The sequence below is a fragment of the Bradyrhizobium sp. CB2312 genome (genome assembly GCF_029714425.1).
Lineage (GTDB): Bacteria > Pseudomonadota > Alphaproteobacteria > Rhizobiales > Xanthobacteraceae > Bradyrhizobium.
The window spans coordinates 6184965-6203070 of record NZ_CP121668.1 but is presented as its reverse complement, the minus strand read 5'-3'; the positions used below and the strand labels follow the sequence as shown (position 1 = coordinate 6203070).

The 18106-nt window shown below is 65.3% G+C and carries 21 protein-coding genes; 11 read left to right on the top strand and 10 right to left on the bottom strand.

Annotated features, from left to right (window positions below):
* Positions 1 to 6: 6 nt before the first annotated feature.
* The 3 genes from QA642_RS30485 to QA642_RS30475 are packed head-to-tail and all read right to left on the bottom strand — an operon-like array spanning position 7 to position 3882.
* A complete protein-coding gene (locus QA642_RS30485; protein WP_283080151.1) occupies positions 7 to 1470 on the bottom strand; it encodes a PLP-dependent aminotransferase family protein in 1464 nt (487 codons plus the stop codon).
* A gap of 39 nt (positions 1471 to 1509) precedes the next feature.
* Positions 1510 to 2106 (bottom strand): redoxin domain-containing protein, encoded by a 597-nt coding sequence (locus QA642_RS30480; protein ID WP_283080150.1) that lies wholly within the window; start codon positions 2104 to 2106, stop codon positions 1510 to 1512.
* A 15-nt stretch (positions 2107 to 2121) separates the two neighbouring features.
* On the bottom strand, positions 2122 to 3882 hold the full coding sequence (locus tag QA642_RS30475; RefSeq protein WP_283080149.1) for an MOSC and FAD-binding oxidoreductase domain-containing protein: 1761 nt from the start codon (positions 3880 to 3882) through the stop codon (positions 2122 to 2124).
* A gap of 159 nt (positions 3883 to 4041) precedes the next feature.
* On the opposite strand from QA642_RS30475, the gene QA642_RS30470 reads away from it, so the two are divergent.
* From QA642_RS30470 to QA642_RS30450, 5 genes are all read left to right on the top strand, one after another.
* Positions 4042 to 4422: a nuclear transport factor 2 family protein gene (locus QA642_RS30470; protein WP_283080148.1), complete on the top strand. Its 381-nt coding sequence runs from the start codon at positions 4042 to 4044 to the stop codon at positions 4420 to 4422.
* Between the two features lie 392 nt (positions 4423 to 4814).
* Positions 4815 to 5273: a TerB family tellurite resistance protein gene (locus tag QA642_RS30465; protein WP_283080147.1), complete on the top strand. Its 459-nt coding sequence runs from the start codon at positions 4815 to 4817 to the stop codon at positions 5271 to 5273.
* A gap of 2 nt (positions 5274 to 5275) precedes the next feature.
* On the top strand, positions 5276 to 5638 hold the full coding sequence (locus QA642_RS30460; RefSeq protein ID WP_283080146.1) for a hypothetical protein: 363 nt from the start codon (positions 5276 to 5278) through the stop codon (positions 5636 to 5638).
* Positions 5635 to 6273, top strand: a complete 639-nt coding sequence (locus QA642_RS30455; protein ID WP_283080145.1) for a TerC family protein — start codon at positions 5635 to 5637, stop codon at positions 6271 to 6273. The genes QA642_RS30460 and QA642_RS30455 overlap by 4 nt, the downstream gene beginning before the upstream one ends.
* Positions 6274 to 6307: 34 nt before the next feature.
* Entirely contained in the window at positions 6308 to 6892 is a 585-nt protein-coding gene (locus QA642_RS30450) for a TIGR00645 family protein (protein ID WP_283080144.1), read from the top strand.
* Between the two features lie 11 nt (positions 6893 to 6903).
* On the opposite strand, the gene QA642_RS30445 is transcribed toward QA642_RS30450, so the two are convergent.
* Positions 6904 to 7842, bottom strand: coding sequence for a LysR family transcriptional regulator (locus QA642_RS30445; protein WP_283080143.1), 939 nt, complete (start codon positions 7840 to 7842; stop codon positions 6904 to 6906).
* A 159-nt stretch (positions 7843 to 8001) separates the two neighbouring features.
* Between QA642_RS30445 and QA642_RS30440 the strand changes: the two genes are divergently transcribed.
* On the top strand, positions 8002 to 8577 hold the full coding sequence (locus QA642_RS30440; protein ID WP_283080142.1) for a hypothetical protein: 576 nt from the start codon (positions 8002 to 8004) through the stop codon (positions 8575 to 8577).
* A gap of 4 nt (positions 8578 to 8581) precedes the next feature.
* On the opposite strand, the gene QA642_RS30435 is transcribed toward QA642_RS30440, so the two are convergent.
* Together QA642_RS30435 and QA642_RS30430 are read right to left on the bottom strand one after the other, a co-directional pair.
* On the bottom strand, positions 8582 to 9142 hold the full coding sequence (locus tag QA642_RS30435; protein ID WP_283080141.1) for a DUF2478 domain-containing protein: 561 nt from the start codon (positions 9140 to 9142) through the stop codon (positions 8582 to 8584).
* A gap of 67 nt (positions 9143 to 9209) precedes the next feature.
* Positions 9210 to 10619, bottom strand: coding sequence for an aldehyde dehydrogenase family protein (locus tag QA642_RS30430; protein ID WP_283080140.1), 1410 nt, complete (start codon positions 10617 to 10619; stop codon positions 9210 to 9212).
* Positions 10620 to 10803: 184 nt separating this feature from the next.
* Between QA642_RS30430 and QA642_RS30425 the strand changes: the two genes are divergently transcribed.
* Positions 10804 to 11181, top strand: a complete 378-nt coding sequence (locus QA642_RS30425; protein ID WP_283080139.1) for a hypothetical protein — start codon at positions 10804 to 10806, stop codon at positions 11179 to 11181.
* 3 nt (positions 11182 to 11184) lie between these two features.
* Here QA642_RS30425 and QA642_RS30420 read toward each other — a convergent pair whose 3' ends face one another.
* From QA642_RS30420 to QA642_RS30410, 3 genes are all read right to left on the bottom strand, one after another.
* Entirely contained in the window at positions 11185 to 11631 is a 447-nt protein-coding gene (locus QA642_RS30420) for a hypothetical protein (protein ID WP_283080138.1), read from the bottom strand.
* A gap of 14 nt (positions 11632 to 11645) precedes the next feature.
* Positions 11646 to 12020, bottom strand: coding sequence for a winged helix-turn-helix domain-containing protein (locus QA642_RS30415; protein WP_283080137.1), 375 nt, complete (start codon positions 12018 to 12020; stop codon positions 11646 to 11648).
* Positions 12021 to 12100: 80 nt separating this feature from the next.
* On the bottom strand, positions 12101 to 13183 hold the full coding sequence (locus QA642_RS30410) for a substrate-binding domain-containing protein (protein WP_283080136.1): 1083 nt from the start codon (positions 13181 to 13183) through the stop codon (positions 12101 to 12103).
* Positions 13184 to 13296: 113 nt separating this feature from the next.
* On the opposite strand from QA642_RS30410, the gene QA642_RS30405 reads away from it, so the two are divergent.
* Together QA642_RS30405 and QA642_RS30400 are read left to right on the top strand one after the other, a co-directional pair.
* Positions 13297 to 14781 carry an aldehyde dehydrogenase family protein gene (locus tag QA642_RS30405; RefSeq protein ID WP_283087009.1) on the top strand — a complete coding sequence of 495 codons (1485 nt, stop codon included), beginning with the start codon at positions 13297 to 13299 and terminating at the stop codon, positions 14779 to 14781.
* Between the two features lie 182 nt (positions 14782 to 14963).
* A complete protein-coding gene (locus tag QA642_RS30400; RefSeq protein ID WP_283080135.1) occupies positions 14964 to 15227 on the top strand; it encodes a hypothetical protein in 264 nt (87 codons plus the stop codon).
* 4 nt (positions 15228 to 15231) lie between these two features.
* Here the strand turns inward: QA642_RS30400 and QA642_RS30395 are convergent, their stop codons facing one another.
* A complete protein-coding gene (locus QA642_RS30395) occupies positions 15232 to 16128 on the bottom strand; it encodes an alpha/beta fold hydrolase (protein WP_283080134.1) in 897 nt (298 codons plus the stop codon).
* Positions 16129 to 16309: 181 nt separating this feature from the next.
* Between QA642_RS30395 and QA642_RS30390 the strand changes: the two genes are divergently transcribed.
* Positions 16310 to 17698 carry a 3-deoxy-7-phosphoheptulonate synthase class II gene (locus QA642_RS30390; RefSeq protein ID WP_283080133.1) on the top strand — a complete coding sequence of 463 codons (1389 nt, stop codon included), beginning with the start codon at positions 16310 to 16312 and terminating at the stop codon, positions 17696 to 17698.
* Between the two features lie 4 nt (positions 17699 to 17702).
* On the top strand, positions 17703 to 18056 hold the full coding sequence (locus QA642_RS30385; RefSeq protein ID WP_027557254.1) for a diacylglycerol kinase: 354 nt from the start codon (positions 17703 to 17705) through the stop codon (positions 18054 to 18056).
* The last annotated feature ends 50 nt before the right edge of the window (positions 18057 to 18106 follow it).

The window sequence follows — 18106 nt, the reverse complement described above, 5'->3', positions numbered from 1 at the left end:
ATTTCATCAGTCCAGTTCGGCGACGGCCTGCGCCAGCAGCTTGCAGCCGCGTTCGATCTGCGCGACCTCCAGCGCCGAATAGCCCATGACGAGGCCGACCGTCTTCGACCGGCGGGGGCCGACGCGCAGCGCAGAGACGGGATAGATGCCGACGCCCCTGGCGCGGGCTGCCTGGATCAGCGCATCCTCGTGCTTCTGCGAGAGGTCATCGAGCCAGGCCACCACGTGCAGGCCGGCGGCCGCGCCGTCGATACGGACACGATCGCCGAACCGGCGGCGCAGTGCGTCGACCAGCGCCTGCTGGCGTTCGGCATTGCGCCGGCGCACGCGCCTGACATGACTGTCATAGGCGCCGCTCTCCAGCATCGCGGCAAGCGCCTCCTGCTCGATCAGCGGCGTGTGCCGGTCCATGACCTGCTTGGCGGCGGCGAACAGGGATCGCAGCCCCGAGGGCACCACGAGATAGCCGATCCGCAAGGTCGGCGAGAGCGTCTTGGAGACGGTGCCGAGATAGATCACGTTGCCGCTGCCTTCGAGCGCATGCAGCGGCGGGATCGGTTTTGTGTCGTAGCGATATTCGCTGTCGTAATCGTCCTCGATCACGTAGGCATCGTTTTGGCGCGCCCAGGCGAGCAATTGGTGCCGGCGGCCGATCGGCATGACGCCGCCGAGCGGATATTGATGCGACGGCGTCACATAGGCGAGGCGGGCTTCGACGCCGTCGAGCCGCTCGGTCTCGAGGCCATCCGCGTCGACGGGGATCGGCACCGTCTCGGCGCCCGTCGCCGCAAAGGTGTGGCGCGCCATCTGGTAGCCGGGATCCTCCATCACGAAGCGGTCGCCGGCATCGAGCAGCAGACGGGCGCAGATGTCGAGGCCCTGCTGCGAGCCGTTGACGACGACGATCTGCTCGACCTCGCAGCGGACGCTGCGTGATCGCCACAGATAACCCTGCAGCGCGGTGCGCAGCCGGAGCGATCCGCAGGGGTCATCATAGGCGAGCCGCGCGGGCCTGCGCGCCATCGCCGCGGTCACGGCCTTCTTCCAGGCTAGCACCGGGAAGTCCGATGGCGAGAGCTCGCCATAGCGGAAGTTGGCAACGAGCCCGTGCGGCGGCTCGATCCAGCGCGGCGGGTCCTGCCGCAGCCGCTCGCCGAAGCGCGACAGGTGCACCTTGCGCGCCGGCGCATGCGAGGCGAGGCGCGTGCGTCCGCGCTCGACGACGGCGCGGGCGACGCGCGGCCGGGCGCCATGGCGTGTCTCGATGAAGCCTTCGGCCGCAAGCTGCTCGTAGGCGACGGTGACGGTCGAGCGCGCTACGCCCATCTCGCCGGCGAGCGCGCGCGAGGACGGCAGCTGGCCGTCGGTGCCATACACCCGCGCCATGATCTGATCGCGCAGTGCCTCATAGATCTGGCGCGCGCCGATGTGGCCGGCGCGCGCGCCGGGATTGGTTTGCATCCGGGTCATTCACATTCCGGGCCGAATGGACAAGGTCGGAATGTGTTTCTAACCCTGGTCGCCGAGAGTTGCGACGAAAGGCTTGCCGTAGGGGTAAAAATGTTCCTTGCGGCCCTGGTCCCAGAGGGCCCTGAAACCGGGCGCGGTGATGTCCCAATCCGGACGGCACGCCATGGTGACAGCGCCCAGGTCCTGGCGAAGCTCTTCGACGGTCGGACGTCCGAAGAACCAGTAGCCGTTGTAGATCTTGTGAATGCGCAAGCGGGGCTCCAGCACGATGACGTGCGGAATCATCGGATTGTGGACGGGATCGGTGTATTCGGCGATGTCGAGGTCCTTCTGAACGATCCGCCTGGGATCGGAGAGAAAGGGCCAGTGCGCGCCCGCGCCGCTTCGGTATTCGTTGGTCTCGGTGATGTTGTCGGTGGTGATCGTGACCAGCCGGCAATAGCCGACCTCCATTTCGCGATGAAGCTGCAACAGGCCTTCGGTCTGGCGGCGATCCTTCGGACAGAAGCCGCCGCGGCCGAGAACGACAATCATGGGATCGCCTCCCTGCAGCTCGGAGAGCTTGCGGTGCTTGCCGGTGTGATCGCTGAGCTCGTAATCCGGGAAGGTCGCTCCTGGCGCCATGTCAGTCCGCATCAAACTCTCCCATGTCTAGAGATCGATCACGATGTCGCTTTGCGGCTGCGAGCAGCAGATCAGGACATTGCCCTCGGCCGGTGCGTCGAGCGGATCGGGCGCATAGCTCACCGTGCCCGCCACGAGCCCGCTCTCGCAATTGTGGCACACGCCGGTCCGGCACGACCAGCGCACGGGGACGTCGCAGGCTTCGGCGAGCTCGAGCAGGCTGGCATAGGTTGGACCCCAGCAGACATTGAGGCCGCTGCGCGCGAACGACACCATCGGCCCCGGGCCCGGTGCCCCGGCCGGGAGATGCGCGGGCATTTTCGGCGCCGCCGCGATGCCGGGCGTCAGCGACGGTTGGGAGCCGAACAACTCGGTGTGGATGCGATCGGGCGTGACGCCCAATGCGGCGAGGCCGGTCGTCAGATCGCTCATGAAAGCGGCCGGGCCGCACAGATAGAAGTCGCCGTCGCGCGGCACGTCGAGCCGCTCCAGCAGAGGCGCATCCAGACGCCCGGCCGTGTCGTAATCCACCTCGGCGCGATCGTCAGGATCGGGCGCGCTGTAGCAGACATGGCTGTGATGATCCGGTAGTCCGGCCAGCAGTCCGCGCACTTCGGCAGCGAATGCATGCTCGCGGCCGTTGCGGGTGCCGTGCAGCCACCAGACCTCTCGTGTCGTTCCTTCCGCGGCAAGCGCGTGAAGCATTGCGAGCACGGGGGTCACGCCGATGCCGGCACTCAGCAACGCAATGGGCCGTGCATCCTGCCGCAGCGTGAAGCTGCCACGCGGCGCGCCGAGCTGCACGACGTCGCCGATCCGGAGCTCATCGGCGATATATTGGCTGGCCGCTCCGTGTGCCTCCCGCTTGATGCTGATGCGATAGGACGCGGCTTCGGCGCGGCGCGACAGCGAATAGCTGCGCGTCATCGCGGCCGTGGCGGAAGGACCGAGCCGCACGATCACGAATTGGCCGGGCAGGGCGGCCGCCACGGCATGTCCGTCCTGGGGATCGAGGACCAGTGAGGTCACGTTGCCGCTCTCGGCGATCTTGCGCGAGACGCGAAACGGCCGGAAGCCGCGCCAGGCCGGAGGCGGGCTTGCGGCCGGGCCAAGTCCGGCGTTTCCCCCTGCCGCATGGCCGGCGTGCTGCTGGTCGAGCAGCGCTCCGAATGAATGACGCCAGCCGCGGCTCAGCGCCGGAATTTTCAACGCGCGTTCGAGACGTTCGCGCGGGTGCGGGGGCAGGTAAAGCAGTGCATTGATCTCGAACACGCTCATGCGCTCGGGGCCATCGGCGACTTGCGTGATCTCGTCGCCGGCCCCGACGTCGCCTTCCTCGATCACACGGAAATAGAAACCCGGGCGGCCGTGCCTGACGAGCAGCGCGGCCATGTCCGGCTCCTCCATGCGAATGCCGAGCCGGTAGCAGGTGACGCGCGGCTGCGTCACCTCGAACAGCGCAGAGCCGATCTTGTAACGGTCTCCGATGCAGACCTCGGTGTCGGCAAGGCCCTCGACGGTGAAATTCTCGCCGAATTGACCATAAACGAGGTTCGATCGGCTCAGATGTTTCTGCCAGTAGCGATAGGAGTCCTCCTGGTAGACGAACACGGCACGCTGCTCGCCGCCATGACCGGCCGTGTCGCCCTGGCCGTCGCCGTCGATGTTGAGCCGGCGCACCCTGCGCGGGCCGGTGACGGGCGCTTTCCAGATGCCGGTATGAACGGTCCTGCCTTGCCAGGCGACGTCGCGCGGCAAGCCGACATTGACGGACAGCAAACGTGCCATGGGCGTTTTCCCGGCTGGTTCCAAATCGCGGCATTGTCAATCTGCATCCAAGTCGGATTTTTGGCGCGTTAGTCGTTGTTAGACGTTGCGAGGGAGCCTTGCCCCCGCCCGACTGTGCGCCAATCTGAGGGCTGGAAACCGCAAGGACGGGAGGTCGCGATGGATGATCAGGCGAAGCTGGCGGCGCTGCAGCGTCATTGGGCTGCGTCCGACGCGAACGATTTCGAGGCCGAGCACGACATCTATCGCGAGGACGCCGTGCTCGACTATCCGCAGTCCGGCGAGCGCATCCATGGTCGCAGAAAGATCCAGGAAAGCCGTTTCGTGCAGCCGAACAAGAAGCGCTTCACGGTCCGGCGGATCGTCGGTGGCGGCGATCTCTGGGTGAGCGAGTTCGTCCTCAGCTATGACGGCGTGCCGTCCTACGTCGTCAGCATCATGGAATTCCGCGAGGGATTGGTGGCGCACGAGACGCAGTATTTCGGCGACCGGTTCGATCCGTCACCGTCGCGTGCGCATCTGGTGGAGCTGATGGGGTAGACGCGCGAACACTCCGCTGTCATTCCCCGCGAAGGCGGGGAATCCAGTACGCCGCGGCCTCTCGATTCAATCACGGACGTCACGGAATACTGGATTGCCCGCCTTCGCGGGCGATGACAGCGAGGAGTACGGCAAGACGGAACCCGATGCGGCGGCTGGTCGCATGTCTCTCGCCTTGATTCCGTCCGACCCATCTTTATGTCTGATGCGAACAAGAATCCGGGCCCCTCTGGCGAGGACGCCGACGAATGTCGGCAAACCTCGCGATGTCGGATGACCTGTCCCGCGCGAATGCGATGGATCGGCCGATCGTCGGGCCTTCTCGAGTTCCTTCCGACCCATCGTCCCCATCGCAGCTCCGTGCGGCCATTTCGCAAGATTGAGGAGCAACGATGTCTGACGCCACTTCAAAACCCATCGAAATCGAGATCACCGAGCCGTCCAGCCTGAACGAGCAGGCGGCGGTGGCGCTGGTCATCGCCGGCGCGCTGGTCGCCGTGGCTGACCGGCGGGTCTCGCCGGTCGAGCGCGACGAGGTGATCCGCTTCATCCGGGACCGCGGCTTGGCGCCGCACATCAGCGACGAGCGGCTGTTGTCGATGTTCGACGAGCTGGCGGAACGATTGGAGGAGCCGGACTTTGCCAATGTGGTGATCGACACGTTGCGGCCGGTTTCGAACATGCCGCTCTCGTCCCATCTGATGGAATTGTCGGAGCGCGTCGCGGCTGCCGACGAGGACGTGCATCCGCATGAGGTGCAGGCGATCAAGCTGTTGCGCCTGCTGACCCTGGTGTTGCCGCGTGCAAAACCGGTCGGCCCGGGCGCGGCGAGCGCCGCCAAACAGGAGTGAGCATGAGCGCAGCTTCGGACGAGTCGACGACTGTAAACGAGGGCACCACCGGCCAGATGGCCGGCGGTGACCCGCGTCTCGACAAGCTCGTCCATCGCCTGCCGCCGCGCATGAGCGATACCGTCACCTATCTGCTCAAGCCGTCCAGCCGCTGGGTCAGGATTCCCTCCGGCGCGCTGCTCGTCGCCGGCGGCGTGCTGTCGTTCCTGCCGGTGCTCGGCGTCTGGATGCTGCCGCTCGGCCTTGCACTGCTCGCCGAAGACGTGCCCGCGCTGCGCTCCTCGCGCGCAAAGGTCCTGGATTGGGTCGAGCGGAAGAAGCCGCAATGGCTCGATCCGTCCGCATCGAAAAATGATCAATCATGATTGAGTTCATCACCGCAGACGCGCTGACCGCTCTGCTTCAGGTCGTCCTGATCGACCTCGTGCTCGCCGGCGACAATGCCGTCGTCATTGGCCTTGCCGCCGCCGGCCTGCCGGCCGAGCAGCGCCGGCGCGCCATCGTCGTCGGCATCGTCGCCGCCACCGCCTTGCGCATCGTCTTTGCCGGCGTCGCGACCCAGCTCTTGCAGGTGATCGGCCTCCTGCTCGCCGGCGGCGTGCTGCTCTTGTGGGTGTGCTGGAAGATGTGGCGCGAGCTGCGCGAGCAGTCCGCGCATGCGAACCAGCTCGCGTTCAGTCGCGGCGGTAACGCCGGCACCGCAGATGTGCCGCGCAAAACCTTCGGGCAGGCGGCGTTGCAGATCGTCGCGGCCGACGTCTCGATGTCACTCGATAACGTGCTCGCCGTTGCCGGCGCCGCGCGCGAGCATCCCTACATCCTCGCCTTCGGCCTGCTGCTCTCGGTCGCGATGATGGGCGTTGCCGCCGATTTGCTCGGCCGCGTGCTTCAAAAGCAGCGCTGGATCGCCTATGTCGGCCTCGCCATCATCGTTTACGTCGCCTTCGAGATGATCTATCGCGGCTCGCTCGAGCTTGCGCCTGTGATCGCGAGTCTCTAAGCCGACGCGTCCTGCCTGCAATCCGGAGTGATCAATGACGTCCGAACCCAAAGCACATTCGGCCATGCCTTCGCCGCGGCCGCAGATCGGCCCGTTCGCCCAGTTGATCTTCGGCTCGCGCTGGCTGCAAGTGCCGCTCTATGTCGGCCTCATCATCGCGCAGGGCGTCTACGTGCTGCTGTTCCTGAAGGAGCTCTGGCACCTCGTCGTGCATTCGTTCGACGCCAGCGAGCAGCAGATCATGCTCGTCGTGCTCGGACTGATCGACGTCGTCATGATCTCGAACCTCCTGGTGATGGTGATCGTGGGCGGCTATGAGACCTTCGTCTCGCGCCTGAACCTGAACGGCCATCCCGACGAGCCGGAATGGCTGAGCCACGTCAATGCCAGCGTGCTCAAGATCAAGCTTGCGATGGCGATCATCGGCATCTCCTCGATCTCGCTGCTGCGGACCTTCATCGAGGCCGGCAATCTCGGCACCACGCGCAGCAATTTCACCGAGGGCGGCGTGATGTGGCAGGTCTTGATCCACCTGACCTTCATCATCTCCGCGATCGGCATCGCCTGGGTCGACCGCCTCAGCGAGAACGGGCACCGCAAGGTGGCGCGTCACGGCTGAGCCCGTGCTAGTCAGGCGGTCTGCGGATAGGCCGCGTTCTCGCGCCGCTCGCGCTCGCCGAGCTCACGCACCAGCTCCTGGAGGAAGGACTCGGTGTAGTCGGGCAGGGTACGCTCGGCGCGGACATAGATGCCGAGGTCGGACCACACCGGGCTGCCGGCATTGTCGAGCGGCAGGAACACGAGCTGGCTGTCGCGCGATAGCCTGTTGATGCCGAGCTGGGTCTGGAACGCGACGCCGACGCCGCGCGCGGCGAGCTCGCGCATCAGGTCGATCGAGTTGGCCTGGATCGCCGGCTCTGGCGTCTCCGGAAGCTGGGCGATCAGCGGCTGGAGCAGATGATAGATCGACAGCTCCGGCAGCGCGTGGATGACGGGAAAGGCGAGGCACCGCGCCAGCGTCACCGTCTTGCGGCGCGCCAGCGGATGCTCGCGGCCGACGAGGGCGCCAAGGCGAAACCGCTTCAAGGCGACCTGGCGCAGATCGGGCGGATGTTTCAGCGCCATGGCGATGCCGATGTCGGCTTCGCCGCGGCTGAGCGCCTCCAGCACGTCCGACGATCCCTTCACCTCAAGGGTGAAGCTGACGCGGCGGGCGCGGCCGCGATGCGCGGCGATCAGGTCCGGCAGCACGGATTCCGTCAGCGACTCGATGCAGGCGATGCTGACGGTGCCGTGCCAGGTGCCGGACAGGGAGGCGACGTCCGAGCGGAAGCGGTCGAGGTCCTGGAGTACGTTCATGACGTGCCGGGCCAGCATCTCGCCGACCGTCGTCAGCGTCAGCCCGCGCGCATTGCGCTCGAACAAGGGCGATCCAACCTCTTGCTCCAGCTTGAGAATCTGGCGGCTGACGGCCGAGGAGGCAACGTTCAGGACGCGTGCCGCAGCGCGGATCGAGCCGGTGCGGCGGACGGCGTGGAAATACTGGATGGACGGTGAGTGAAAGCGCATGGGATCCCCAGTCGACTATAGCCGTTGCCGAAACGGCATCAATATGTACGACATTCTCTGCTTTTCGAGAGCGCTGCTCGTCTCTAGGTTCGCCGCCGGCTCGATCAGGCCCCAAGCGGGACGCGGGCCTTGCGCAACGACGCGTCAGGGGATCTTGGGGTGGGCGAGAACATTGCTTGCGAGCTGGAGCACGGGCCGGATACGCGTCTGGTCGATCGCCGACGGGCGGCCGCTTATGTCGGCGTGACTGCCGGGCGCTTCGAGCAATTGGTGCGCGACAATGTCGTGCCGCCGCCGGTCATGGTGGACAGCAAGCGGCGCTGGCCGATCGCCTTGCTCGACGTCGCGAGGGAAACGGTCGTCAGCAGCATGCCGTGCCTGCCGCCCGTCACGGCCGACGCCACGCCGGAGGCGGGTCCCTGCGAGCGCGATCCTGCGCCCTCGCACGAATTGCCGGATCAGGCCTGGTTTGAGCAGCGCGCACGGTTCGTGCAGCGCGTGCGCCGATCGCTGCTCTCGGGCAACGAGATCCGGCTTCTTCGCGAGTTCAAGCTGCTCAAGCAGAGCCAGATCAGCATGTTCGGCTACTACGGCAGTTTTGAAGCGCTGATGGTGCGCGGCTACATCGTCGAGATCGGCCGCAAGCCGCCGTCGAGCCGGCCGCTGGTGACCTATCGCCTGACCGAGCGTGGCGCGCAGGTGGTGTCGGCGCTGAAGGACGAGCCGCTCGTCTGACCGGCTATTTGAGAATCTCGCAGACGGTCGGATGTGATCCGCTGTCCGACTGCGCGCCTGCGGCCGTGACGCCCTGCCACCACGTCTCCAGCGCATCGCGATCGCAATCGAGCTTGACGCTCATGCCGCCGGCGAACTTGATCCAGTCGGTGAAATGGTCGCTGCCGACGGCGATCAGCACGGGAATGTCGGCATTGAGCGCGCGCTCGATCAGATAGGCCAGGCCCTTGCCGTCGCGCTCGCGCTTGCCGAAGCGATTGATGATGATGAGGTCGGCGCCGTGGGCGAGGGCATTGGCGATACGCTCGCCGGCATTTTGCAGCCGTGCGAGATCGAGCCGGCAGCCCTGTGCGGCCGGATCGAAATCCTGGGCGAGCAAGAGTTTCTCGCCGCTGTGCAGCAGCACCGCCGAGAGGCTGGAGTCGGCGCATTGGCCGGCCTGCACCATGCCGACGACGCGGCGGCCGCGTGCTCTCAAATCCGCGGCGAAGTCGCGCAGGACGGCGTCGGGATCCTGATGCGGCTCGTAGACGAGGGCGCCGAGGTCGCATTGCGCATCGAACATGGTGCATCTCCGCTTCACAGCCAATGAATGGGAGCCGCGGCCGTTCCGCCGCGGCCCTGTTGTCGGTTCAGGCCGCCGGTGGGCCGTTGATGATCTGGAGCTGGGTGAATTCGGCGAGGCCTTCCTCGGCGAATTCGGTGCCGATGCCCGACTGCTTGGCGCCGCCGAACGGGATGTGCGGGGCCATGTCGAGATGCTTGTTGATCCAGACCGTGCCGGACTCGAGCTGGGTCGCGACCTCGTGCGCGCGCTTGATGTCGGACGACCAGACCGAGGCACCGAGGCCGTAGGTGGTGGCATTGGCACGGCGGATCACGTCGTCCTTGTCGGAATATTTGATCAGCGGCAGCACCGGGCCGAACTGCTCCTCGTCGACCAGCTTCGAGCCCTCCTTGATGTCGCGCACGATGGTCGGCTCGATGAAATAGCCGGGGCGGTCCATCGCGGCGCCACCGGCCACCACCTTGCCGTTCTTGTGCGCGTCCTCGAGGAACGCCTTCACCTTCTCGTACTGCATCTTGTTCTGAATAGGTCCGAGTTTTGTTCCTTGCTTGGAGCCATCGTCCACGACGGTATTCTTCGCGATGGCGACCAGCTCGTCGCAAAGCTCGTCATAGACGGATTCGTGCACATACAGCCGCTTGATGGCAAGGCAGACTTGCCCGGAATTCTGGAACGCGCCTTCGAAAATGCCGGGCGCGACCTTCTTCGGGTCGACGTCGTCGAGCACGATGCCGGCATCGTTGCCGCCGAGCTCGAGCGTGATGCGCTTGAGCGTCTGCGCCGCGCTCGCCATCACCTTCTGTCCCGTGGCCGTGGAGCCGGTGAAGGAGATCTTGCGGATATCGGGGTGCTTGGTCATCTCGCCGCCGAGATCGTTGGCGTCGGTGATGAAGTTGAGCACGCCCTTCGGCACGACGTCCTTGATCAGCTCGGCGAAGCGAAGCGTCGCCAGCGGCGTGGTCGGCGCCGGCTTGACCACCAGCGTGTTGCCGGCGAGCAGCGCGGAGGGAAGCTTGAAGGCGAGGATCAGGAGCGGATAGTTCCAGGGGATGATGGCGCCGACGACGCCGAGCGGGCGGCGATAGGCCTCGACCTTGCGGTCGCCGGAATTCTCGATCACCTTCATCGGCAGTTCGAGCGAGCCGAGATAGCGGAAGAAGGCGGCCATGCCGAGCACTTCGCCGGTGGCATCCGCCAGCGGCTTGCCCTGCTCGGAGGTGAGCAGGCGCGCGAGCTCGGCGGAATTGGCCTCGATCACATCGGCCATCTTGATCACGACCTTGCGGCGGTCTTCCATCGGCGTTGCGGCCCAGGCGGGGTAGGCGGCTTTCGCGGCGGCCACGGCCGCATCCAACTGGGACTTGGAGGCGCGCGGGCACTGCGCCAGCACCTCTTCGGTCGCGGGATTGAGAACCGGCATGGTCATGTCGCCGGGCACCATCTTGCCGTCGATGAGAAGATTGAAGTCACTCATTGGCTTTGCGCTCCCTTGCAGAAACGGGCCGTTCGGGGCCTCGTTATATCGAACTATATATCACGCTTGCGCCCGACCGGCCATGGCGGCGGGCTCGATCAATTCCAGAAAAAGCAGGCTGGACGCGGGTGGACTTATCGATATATCGTGGTGGATATAGCGAGGTGTGCTTTCGGGACTGACGATGGAAATCAAGGTGAGGCAGCTCACGACCTGCGCGGTGGCGGCCGATGGCGGCGCGATCTCGCTGGGCTTCGAGGATGTGGCGGGCAATCCCACGGCCGTCAGCGTCTCGCTCAACCAGGTCGGTGCCCTCATCATGACACTGCCCGGACTGCTCGAGACGGCGCTCAAGGCTCGCTACGGCGACCAGAGCTTGCGCTATGCCTATCCGCTGGCGTCCTGGGCGCTCGAACAGTCGACCGACACGACCCAGCGCATCATCACGCTCCAGACCGAGGACGGTTTCAAGGTCCGTTTCTCGATCCCGAGGGCGGAGCAGAGCCTGTTGGGTGAAGCGCTGACTCAGACGATGCCGGAGATGTCGGTGCGGCCGAACTAGGGCTTAATCGACCTTCGAGCGCTCGATTTCACTCAAATAAGCGGCCCACTCAAATTCAAAGGGCCCGAGGTCGAGCTGAGAAGCAGCATCAGATCCATTTTCATACGCGAAAGCGGACCACTGCACGCCGCGTGCGGTTCGCGAAACATGAGCAGTAATGGCGCCACAAGCGAAGCCGCCGCATTCTGGGCAGACAAACAGAGCCACACGGTGACCGCCGGCAGGGACATCTGAAGTCAACATAGCCGAGGTCCTCTTGTTGACCCGCCGAGCTATCTCTCGTTCGAACTGCGGGTTCGAGAGAGAGCCACACATATCGAATTCGACGGCCCGGGTGGCCTCGAAGAGAGAGAGACCGTTGACGACGAAATCAAATGAGTGCCGCTCCAGCTTCTGCGGATCTGTGCTGCCGATCCGACGAAGGGCTATAATTTTTATCTGATCCGTCAACTCGGCCCATCCGTTCACGATTTGCGGGAACGGGCGATGTCGCTCTTGAGCGCTTCCAGGTCCTTGTGGACCGCGCGCGCGGCGTCGCGCTCGATCTTGCGGTAGCGTGCGACAAGCTTTTCGCCGAACGGCGTGAGCATGGCGCCGCCGCCGTTCTTGCCGCCGGCCTGCGGCTCGACCGCGGGATGTCTGCAGATCCGGTTGATCTCGTCCACGAGGTCCCAGGCGCGCTTGTAGGACATGTCCATGGCGCGGCCGGCCCCCGAGATCGAGCCCTGCTCGCGAATCTGCTCCAATAGCTCGATCTTGCCGGGCCCGATCCGATCCTCGCCGTCGAGGTCGATGCGGAGGCTTAGCTGGGGAAGCGATTTGGCGCTCGCGCGCGACATGATCGGGTCTCTCTTGAATGACTCCAAACCGAGATTGCCACTCTTGCCCATCGCCGACAAGGTGAAGGCGATCCGCCGTATCACCGCACGGCATGCATCTCCAGAAACGCCTTCACGCCGGTGACGGTGCCCGTATCCGACGGCACGTAGCCGGGCAGGGTGGCGACGGCTGCGCGAAAATCGGCGCTGCGGATGATTTCGAGAATGCGCTGCATCGGCGCGGTATCGAGGAAGGCGCGCTTGCAGACGAAGAAATAATCCTCGGTGAGGATGCGGATGAAATCGAGGCCGAAGTGGCGCGCGGCGGCTTCGACGCCGAAGCTCGCATCCGCCATGCCGCTCGCGACATAGGCCGCGACCGCGGCGTGGGTGAACTCGATCTGCTGCGCGCCGTTGATGCGGCTCTCGTCGATGCCGTTCGCTGCGAGCAGCTGGTCGAACAACAGGCGCGTGCCCGAGTCGTGATCGCGGTTGACGAAGCGGACATTTGGCTTGGTCAGGTCATGAAGCGAAGCGATCCGCAACGGATTGCCGCGCGCGACCATCAGGCCCATCTCGCGCGTGACGAAACTGATGATGCGGTCCTCGCGCGGATCGAGCCATTCGCGCGCCGCCTTGATGCCTTGCGCGCGCAGCGCGCCGTGCGGCAGATGCAGGCCGGAGAGATCGCAGGCGCCTTGCGCCAGCGAGACCAGCGAATGCTGGTTGCTGACATAGCGCAGATCGACGCCGATGCCGGGCTCGCGGTCGAGGAATTCGCGCAGCTTGGCCACCGCAAAGCCGTGGCTGGCATGCACGCGGATCACGGAGGGGCGCTGCTCGAGGAACGGCTTGATCTCACTTGCGAGCTCCTGCGCGAGGTTGTCGAGCTGCGGGCCGAGCCGCGCCTGCATGCGCTCGCCGGCCCACACCAGCCGCTCGCCGAACGGCGTGAGTTTCGAGCCCTTGCCGCGCTGGGTCTCGACCAGCGGCGTGCCGAAGAACTCGGACCATTGCTCGATCAGATTCCAGACATGGCGATAGGAGAGGTGCGCATCGCTGGCGGCGCTCGTGATCTTTCCGGTCTTCCGGATTTCGTTGAGCACGCCCAGCATGACGACGGCGGTGCGCGGGCTGCCCTCGCGGCGAAACCGCCAGACGGCCTCGATCTCGATCTGAAGCATCTGATATCCTTATGAACTGCGCTTCATATGTAGTGCGTCCATTTGCAGAAGATATCATATTTACTGCAGCCAATAGGTGCCTAGTCTGGCATACCAGATCAGGAGGAAATATGATGTCTGTTGCATATGACTTTGCGCATTCGCCGGCCACCGAGTTCATGGCCCGGCCGCAGCATCTGCTCATCGACGGCCGCCGCGTCCCCGCTGCCTCCGGCCGCACCTTCAAATCCCTCAATCCCGCCACCGGGCAGGTCATCGCCACCATCGCCGAGGGCGGCGAGGCCGATGTCGAGCATGCGGTCGCGGCCGCGCGCCGGGCGTTCGAGGGCCCGTGGCGCACGATGCGGGCGTCCGAGCGCGGCCAAATCCTGCTGCGCTGGGCCGACCTGCTCAAGCGCAACGCCGAAGAGATCATCGAGCTCGAGTCGATCGACGCCGGCAAGCCGATCTCCGCGACGATGCGCCAGGACTTTCCGGCTGCCGTCGACACGCTGACCTATTACGCCGGCTGGGCCGACAAGATCAGCGGAGACGTCGTGCCGGTGCGCGACGATGCCCTGACCTACACCATGCGCGAGCCGGTCGGCGTGGTCGCGGCGATCGTGCCGTGGAATTTCCCGCTGATGATCGGCATGTGGAAGCTCGCCCCGGCGCTGGCCTGCGGTTGCACCGTGGTGATGAAGCCGGCCGAGCTGACCTCGCTGTCGGCGCTGCGCATCGCCGAGCTCGCGCTCGAAGCGGGTCTTCCGGCGGGCGTCTTCAATGTCGTGACCGGGCCGGGCCGCATCGTCGGCGACGCGCTGGTCAATCATCCTGACGTGGACAAGGTCACCTTCACCGGCTCGCCCGGCGTGGGGCGCGGAATCATGAAAGGCGCGGCGAGCAACTTCAAGCGCGTCTCGCTCGAGCTCGGCGGCAAGTCGGCCAATGTCATCTTCGACGATGCCGATCTGGAAGCCGCCAGCAAGGCTGCGGCCTCCGGCATTTTCTTCAATGCCGGTCAGGTGTGCTCGGCCGGCTCCCGCGTGCTGGTGCAGGAGAAGGCCTATGACGAGGTCGTCGAGCGGCTCGCGGCGCGCGCGAAGTCGATCAAGATCGGCGATCCGCTCGACCGCAAGACGGCGCTCGGTCCTGTCATCTCCGAGAAGCAGATGAAGTCGATCCTCGACTATGTCGACATCGGCCGGAAAGAAGGCGCAAGGCTCGTCACCGGCGGCGAGAAGGTCGGCGAACGCGGCTATTTCATCAGCCCCACCGTGTTCGCCGATGTCGCGCACGAGATGCGGATCTCGCAAGAGGAGATCTTCGGCCCCGTCGTCAGCGTCATCAAGTTCGCCGACGAGGCCGATGCTTTACGGATCGCCAACGGCACGGCCTATAGCCTCGCCGCCGGCGTCTGGAGCCGCGACATCGGCAGGCTCCAGCGTTTCGCCAAGCGGGCGCGCGCCGGCACGGTCTGGATGAACACCTATGGCTATACCGACGTGCGCCTGCCCTGGGGCGGCGAGCGCGACTCCGGCCTCGGCCGCGAGCACGGCACCGCCGCGCTCGACAATTTCACCGAGCCGAAGACTGTCTGGATGAATCTGTCCGCCTGATCACCTCCCGATCGGCCAATCCTGAGCCCGCCTGATCCGGTCAGGCGGGCTCTTTTTCGAGATCGATAAAATTGTCCGTATTCGGCTCAGCGGCCGCAAACCCTCCCGACAAGAAGCACGGCGCCTTAAACCAGAGTTTTGGAACCGGCCTGCATCCTGCCCGCAAAGGGCAGGGCATCAGCATGACTATTCTCAAGGAGACCGTCGTGGCGGTTGCGGGAGTCTACGCGCTCCTGTTCGCCTGCGACGCATTGTTCGGCGTCGGCGAGACGCGTTTCGACGACGACTATTACAGCGCCAGCTTCTACGCGCCGAAGCCGAAGGAGTTTCGGTTCGCAAGCGACACGCCGCCGGCGGTGCGCGTGAGCGAAGCGTTCGCGCAGTTTGCGCCGAGCGAAGCCAAGCCGACCAGGCGTTACTCGGCGCTGACGACGATCATCCGCTAACGCCTCACTCGCCCTGGATCCATTCGGCCACCCCGCGCCACAGCGTGTCGCGGTGGTCAGGGCGGAAGAAGCCGAAATGGCCGATGCCCTTGGCGCCGACGTCTGACGGTTTTACGGTCAACACTTCCGGCTTGATCGCGGTGAATCCGCTGGTGAGCAGCTCGACCGCGGGGCGCGTCGCCCAGGGATCGTCGGAGAAGCACAGCGCGCGCAGCTCGCCCTTGAATTTCGTAAAATTCTCCAGCGCCGGCAGCTTTGAATCGAACAGATAGCGCGGGCTCGAGACCCACTCGGCCCATTGCAGGAAGACGCCCTTGGGCAGATCCTCGCCGATGCCCACCCAGCCCGGCGCATAACCGAGCGCATGCGCCAGCGGCACGCCGACGAAATTCATGAAGGCGAACACGCGGTATTTCTCCGGCGAGGTCATCAGCCGCCACGTCGCGGCCTGCGAGGCCACGAGGGCGGCGCGGGAGATCTCGCTGTTGTTCGCGAGCAGCCCCAGTGCCTGGCCGCCGAAGGAGTGGCCGACATAGGCGAGCGGCAGGGTGTGATAGCGCTCGCGCATCCAGCGCACCGCGGCGGTGACGTCGAGCGCGGCCCAGTCCGACATCGAGGCCTTGAAGCCGACCAGCGATTTTGGCTGGTTGTAACCGACCATCGCCGGCAGACGGGAGCCGCCGATGCCGCGATAGTCGTAAGTGAGCACCGCGCAGCCGCGATGGGCGAGATAGGAGGCAAAGCCGCGATAGATCTTGCGCGGAATGGCGGTGGCCGAATTGACCAGGACGGCATGGCGCTTGGCGCCGCGGGGCAGGAACAGGGTGCCGGCCAGCGCATACCCGTCGGCCGCCGGGAAGCTGATCTCGTCGATGAAAACGTCGTCCAGTGCGGCGTCCATGGGCGGAAGGTGTCTTGCCGGTTTCCTCTGCAATCCCTAGCAAATGCGAATTCGGCTTTGGCCGCAAGGGTTTGCAATGCGAAACGGATTTACAACTGGCGATGTCGTGCCAGCCTGTGTATAAGGCGGCCCTCGCAACCCATAGATCAGGTTGCACTTTTTGCTTCACGGAGAGATTGCGATGTCCGAGCGGTGGACGCCCGAGTCCTGGCGCAGCAAGCCGGTGCTACAGGTGCCCGATTATCCCGACGCCAAGGCCCTGGCCGACGTCGAGGCGCAGCTTGCGACCTTTCCGCCGCTGGTGTTCGCCGGCGAGGCGCGCAATCTGAAGAAGGCCTTGGGCCGCGTTGCGGCCGGCGAGGCTTTCCTGCTCCAGGGCGGCGACTGCGCCGAGAGCTTTGCCGAGCACGGCGCCAACAACATCCGCGACTTCTTCCGCGTGCTCTTGCAGATGGCGGTCGTGCTGACCTATGCCGGCGCCGTCCCCGTGGTGAAGGTCGGCCGCATCGCCGGACAGTTCGCAAAGCCCCGCTCGTCGCCGACCGAGAAGCTGAACGGCGTCGAGCTGCCGAGCTATCGCGGCGACATCGTCAACGACATCGCCTTCACCAAGGACGCGCGCGTTCCCGATCCGCAGCGCCAGCTGATGGCCTATCGCCAGTCGGCTGCGACGCTGAACCTGCTGCGCGCCTTCGCGACCGGCGGCTACGCCAATCTCGGCAGCGTGCATGAATGGATGCTCGGCTTCCTGAAGGACTCGCCGCAGTCACGTCGCTACAAGGAATTGGCCGACCGCATCTCGGATGCGCTCAACTTCATGCGCGCCTGCGGCCTCGATCTCGAAAGCCACCCCGAGCTGCGTGCCACCGATTTCTACACCAGCCACGAGGCGCTTCTGCTCGGCTACGAGCAGGCCATGACCCGGGTCGATTCCACCACCGGCGACTGGTACGCGACCTCGGGCCACATGATCTGGATCGGCGACCGCACGCGCCAGCTCGACCACGGCCATGTCGAATATTTCCGCGGCATCAAGAACCCGATCGGCCTGAAATGCGGCCCCTCGCTCAAGCCCGACGAGCTGTTGAAGCTGATCGACGTGCTCAACCCCGACAACGAGCCGGGCCGGCTGACGCTGATCGGCCGCTTCGGCTCCGACAAGATCGGCGAGCACCTGCCGAACCAGATCCGCGCCGTCCAGCGCGAGGGAAGGGTGGTGGTCTGGTCGTGCGATCCCATGCACGGCAACACCATCACCTCCACCACCGGCTACAAGACGCGGCCGTTCGACCGCATCCTGTCCGAGGTGAAGTCGTTCTTCGCGATCCACGCGGCCGAAGGCACCCATGCCGGCGGCGTGCATCTGGAGATGACCGGCAAGGACGTCACCGAATGCCTCGGCGGCGCCCGCGCGATCACGGACGAGGATCTCAACGACCGCTATCACACGGTCTGCGATCCCCGCCTCAATGCCGAGCAATCCATCGACATGGCTTTCCTGGTCGCCGAGCTGCTCAAGCAGGAACGCGCCGGCAAGGTCAAGCCGATGCCGGCCGCAGCGGGGCTCTAAGACCTTGCTGCGGATCTGGAAGGCCACGATCAATTCGCGCAACGGTCTGGCCTTTGCGTTCCGCTCGGAGCAGGCCGTCCGCGAGGAGATCTTTGCGCTCCTGTTGTCGCTGCCGCTGGCCTGGCTCGTCGCCGCGACCGCGATGCGTGCGGTCGAGCTGGTCTGTTCGGTTGCGTTCGTGCTGGTGGTCGAGCTGCTCAACACCGCGATCGAGAAGCTCGCCGACCGCCTCACCATGGATCACGACAAGCAGATCGGGCGGGTCAAGGACATGGGCTCGGCCGCGGTCGGCGTCGCGCTGCTGATGGCCGGCGCGTTCTGGATCATTGCCATCGTCGAGCGATTGGGGTTCCTCTAGCGAGGAGAATATCCATTGCGCATAGGCGCCCGAGGTCCCTTCACCTCTCC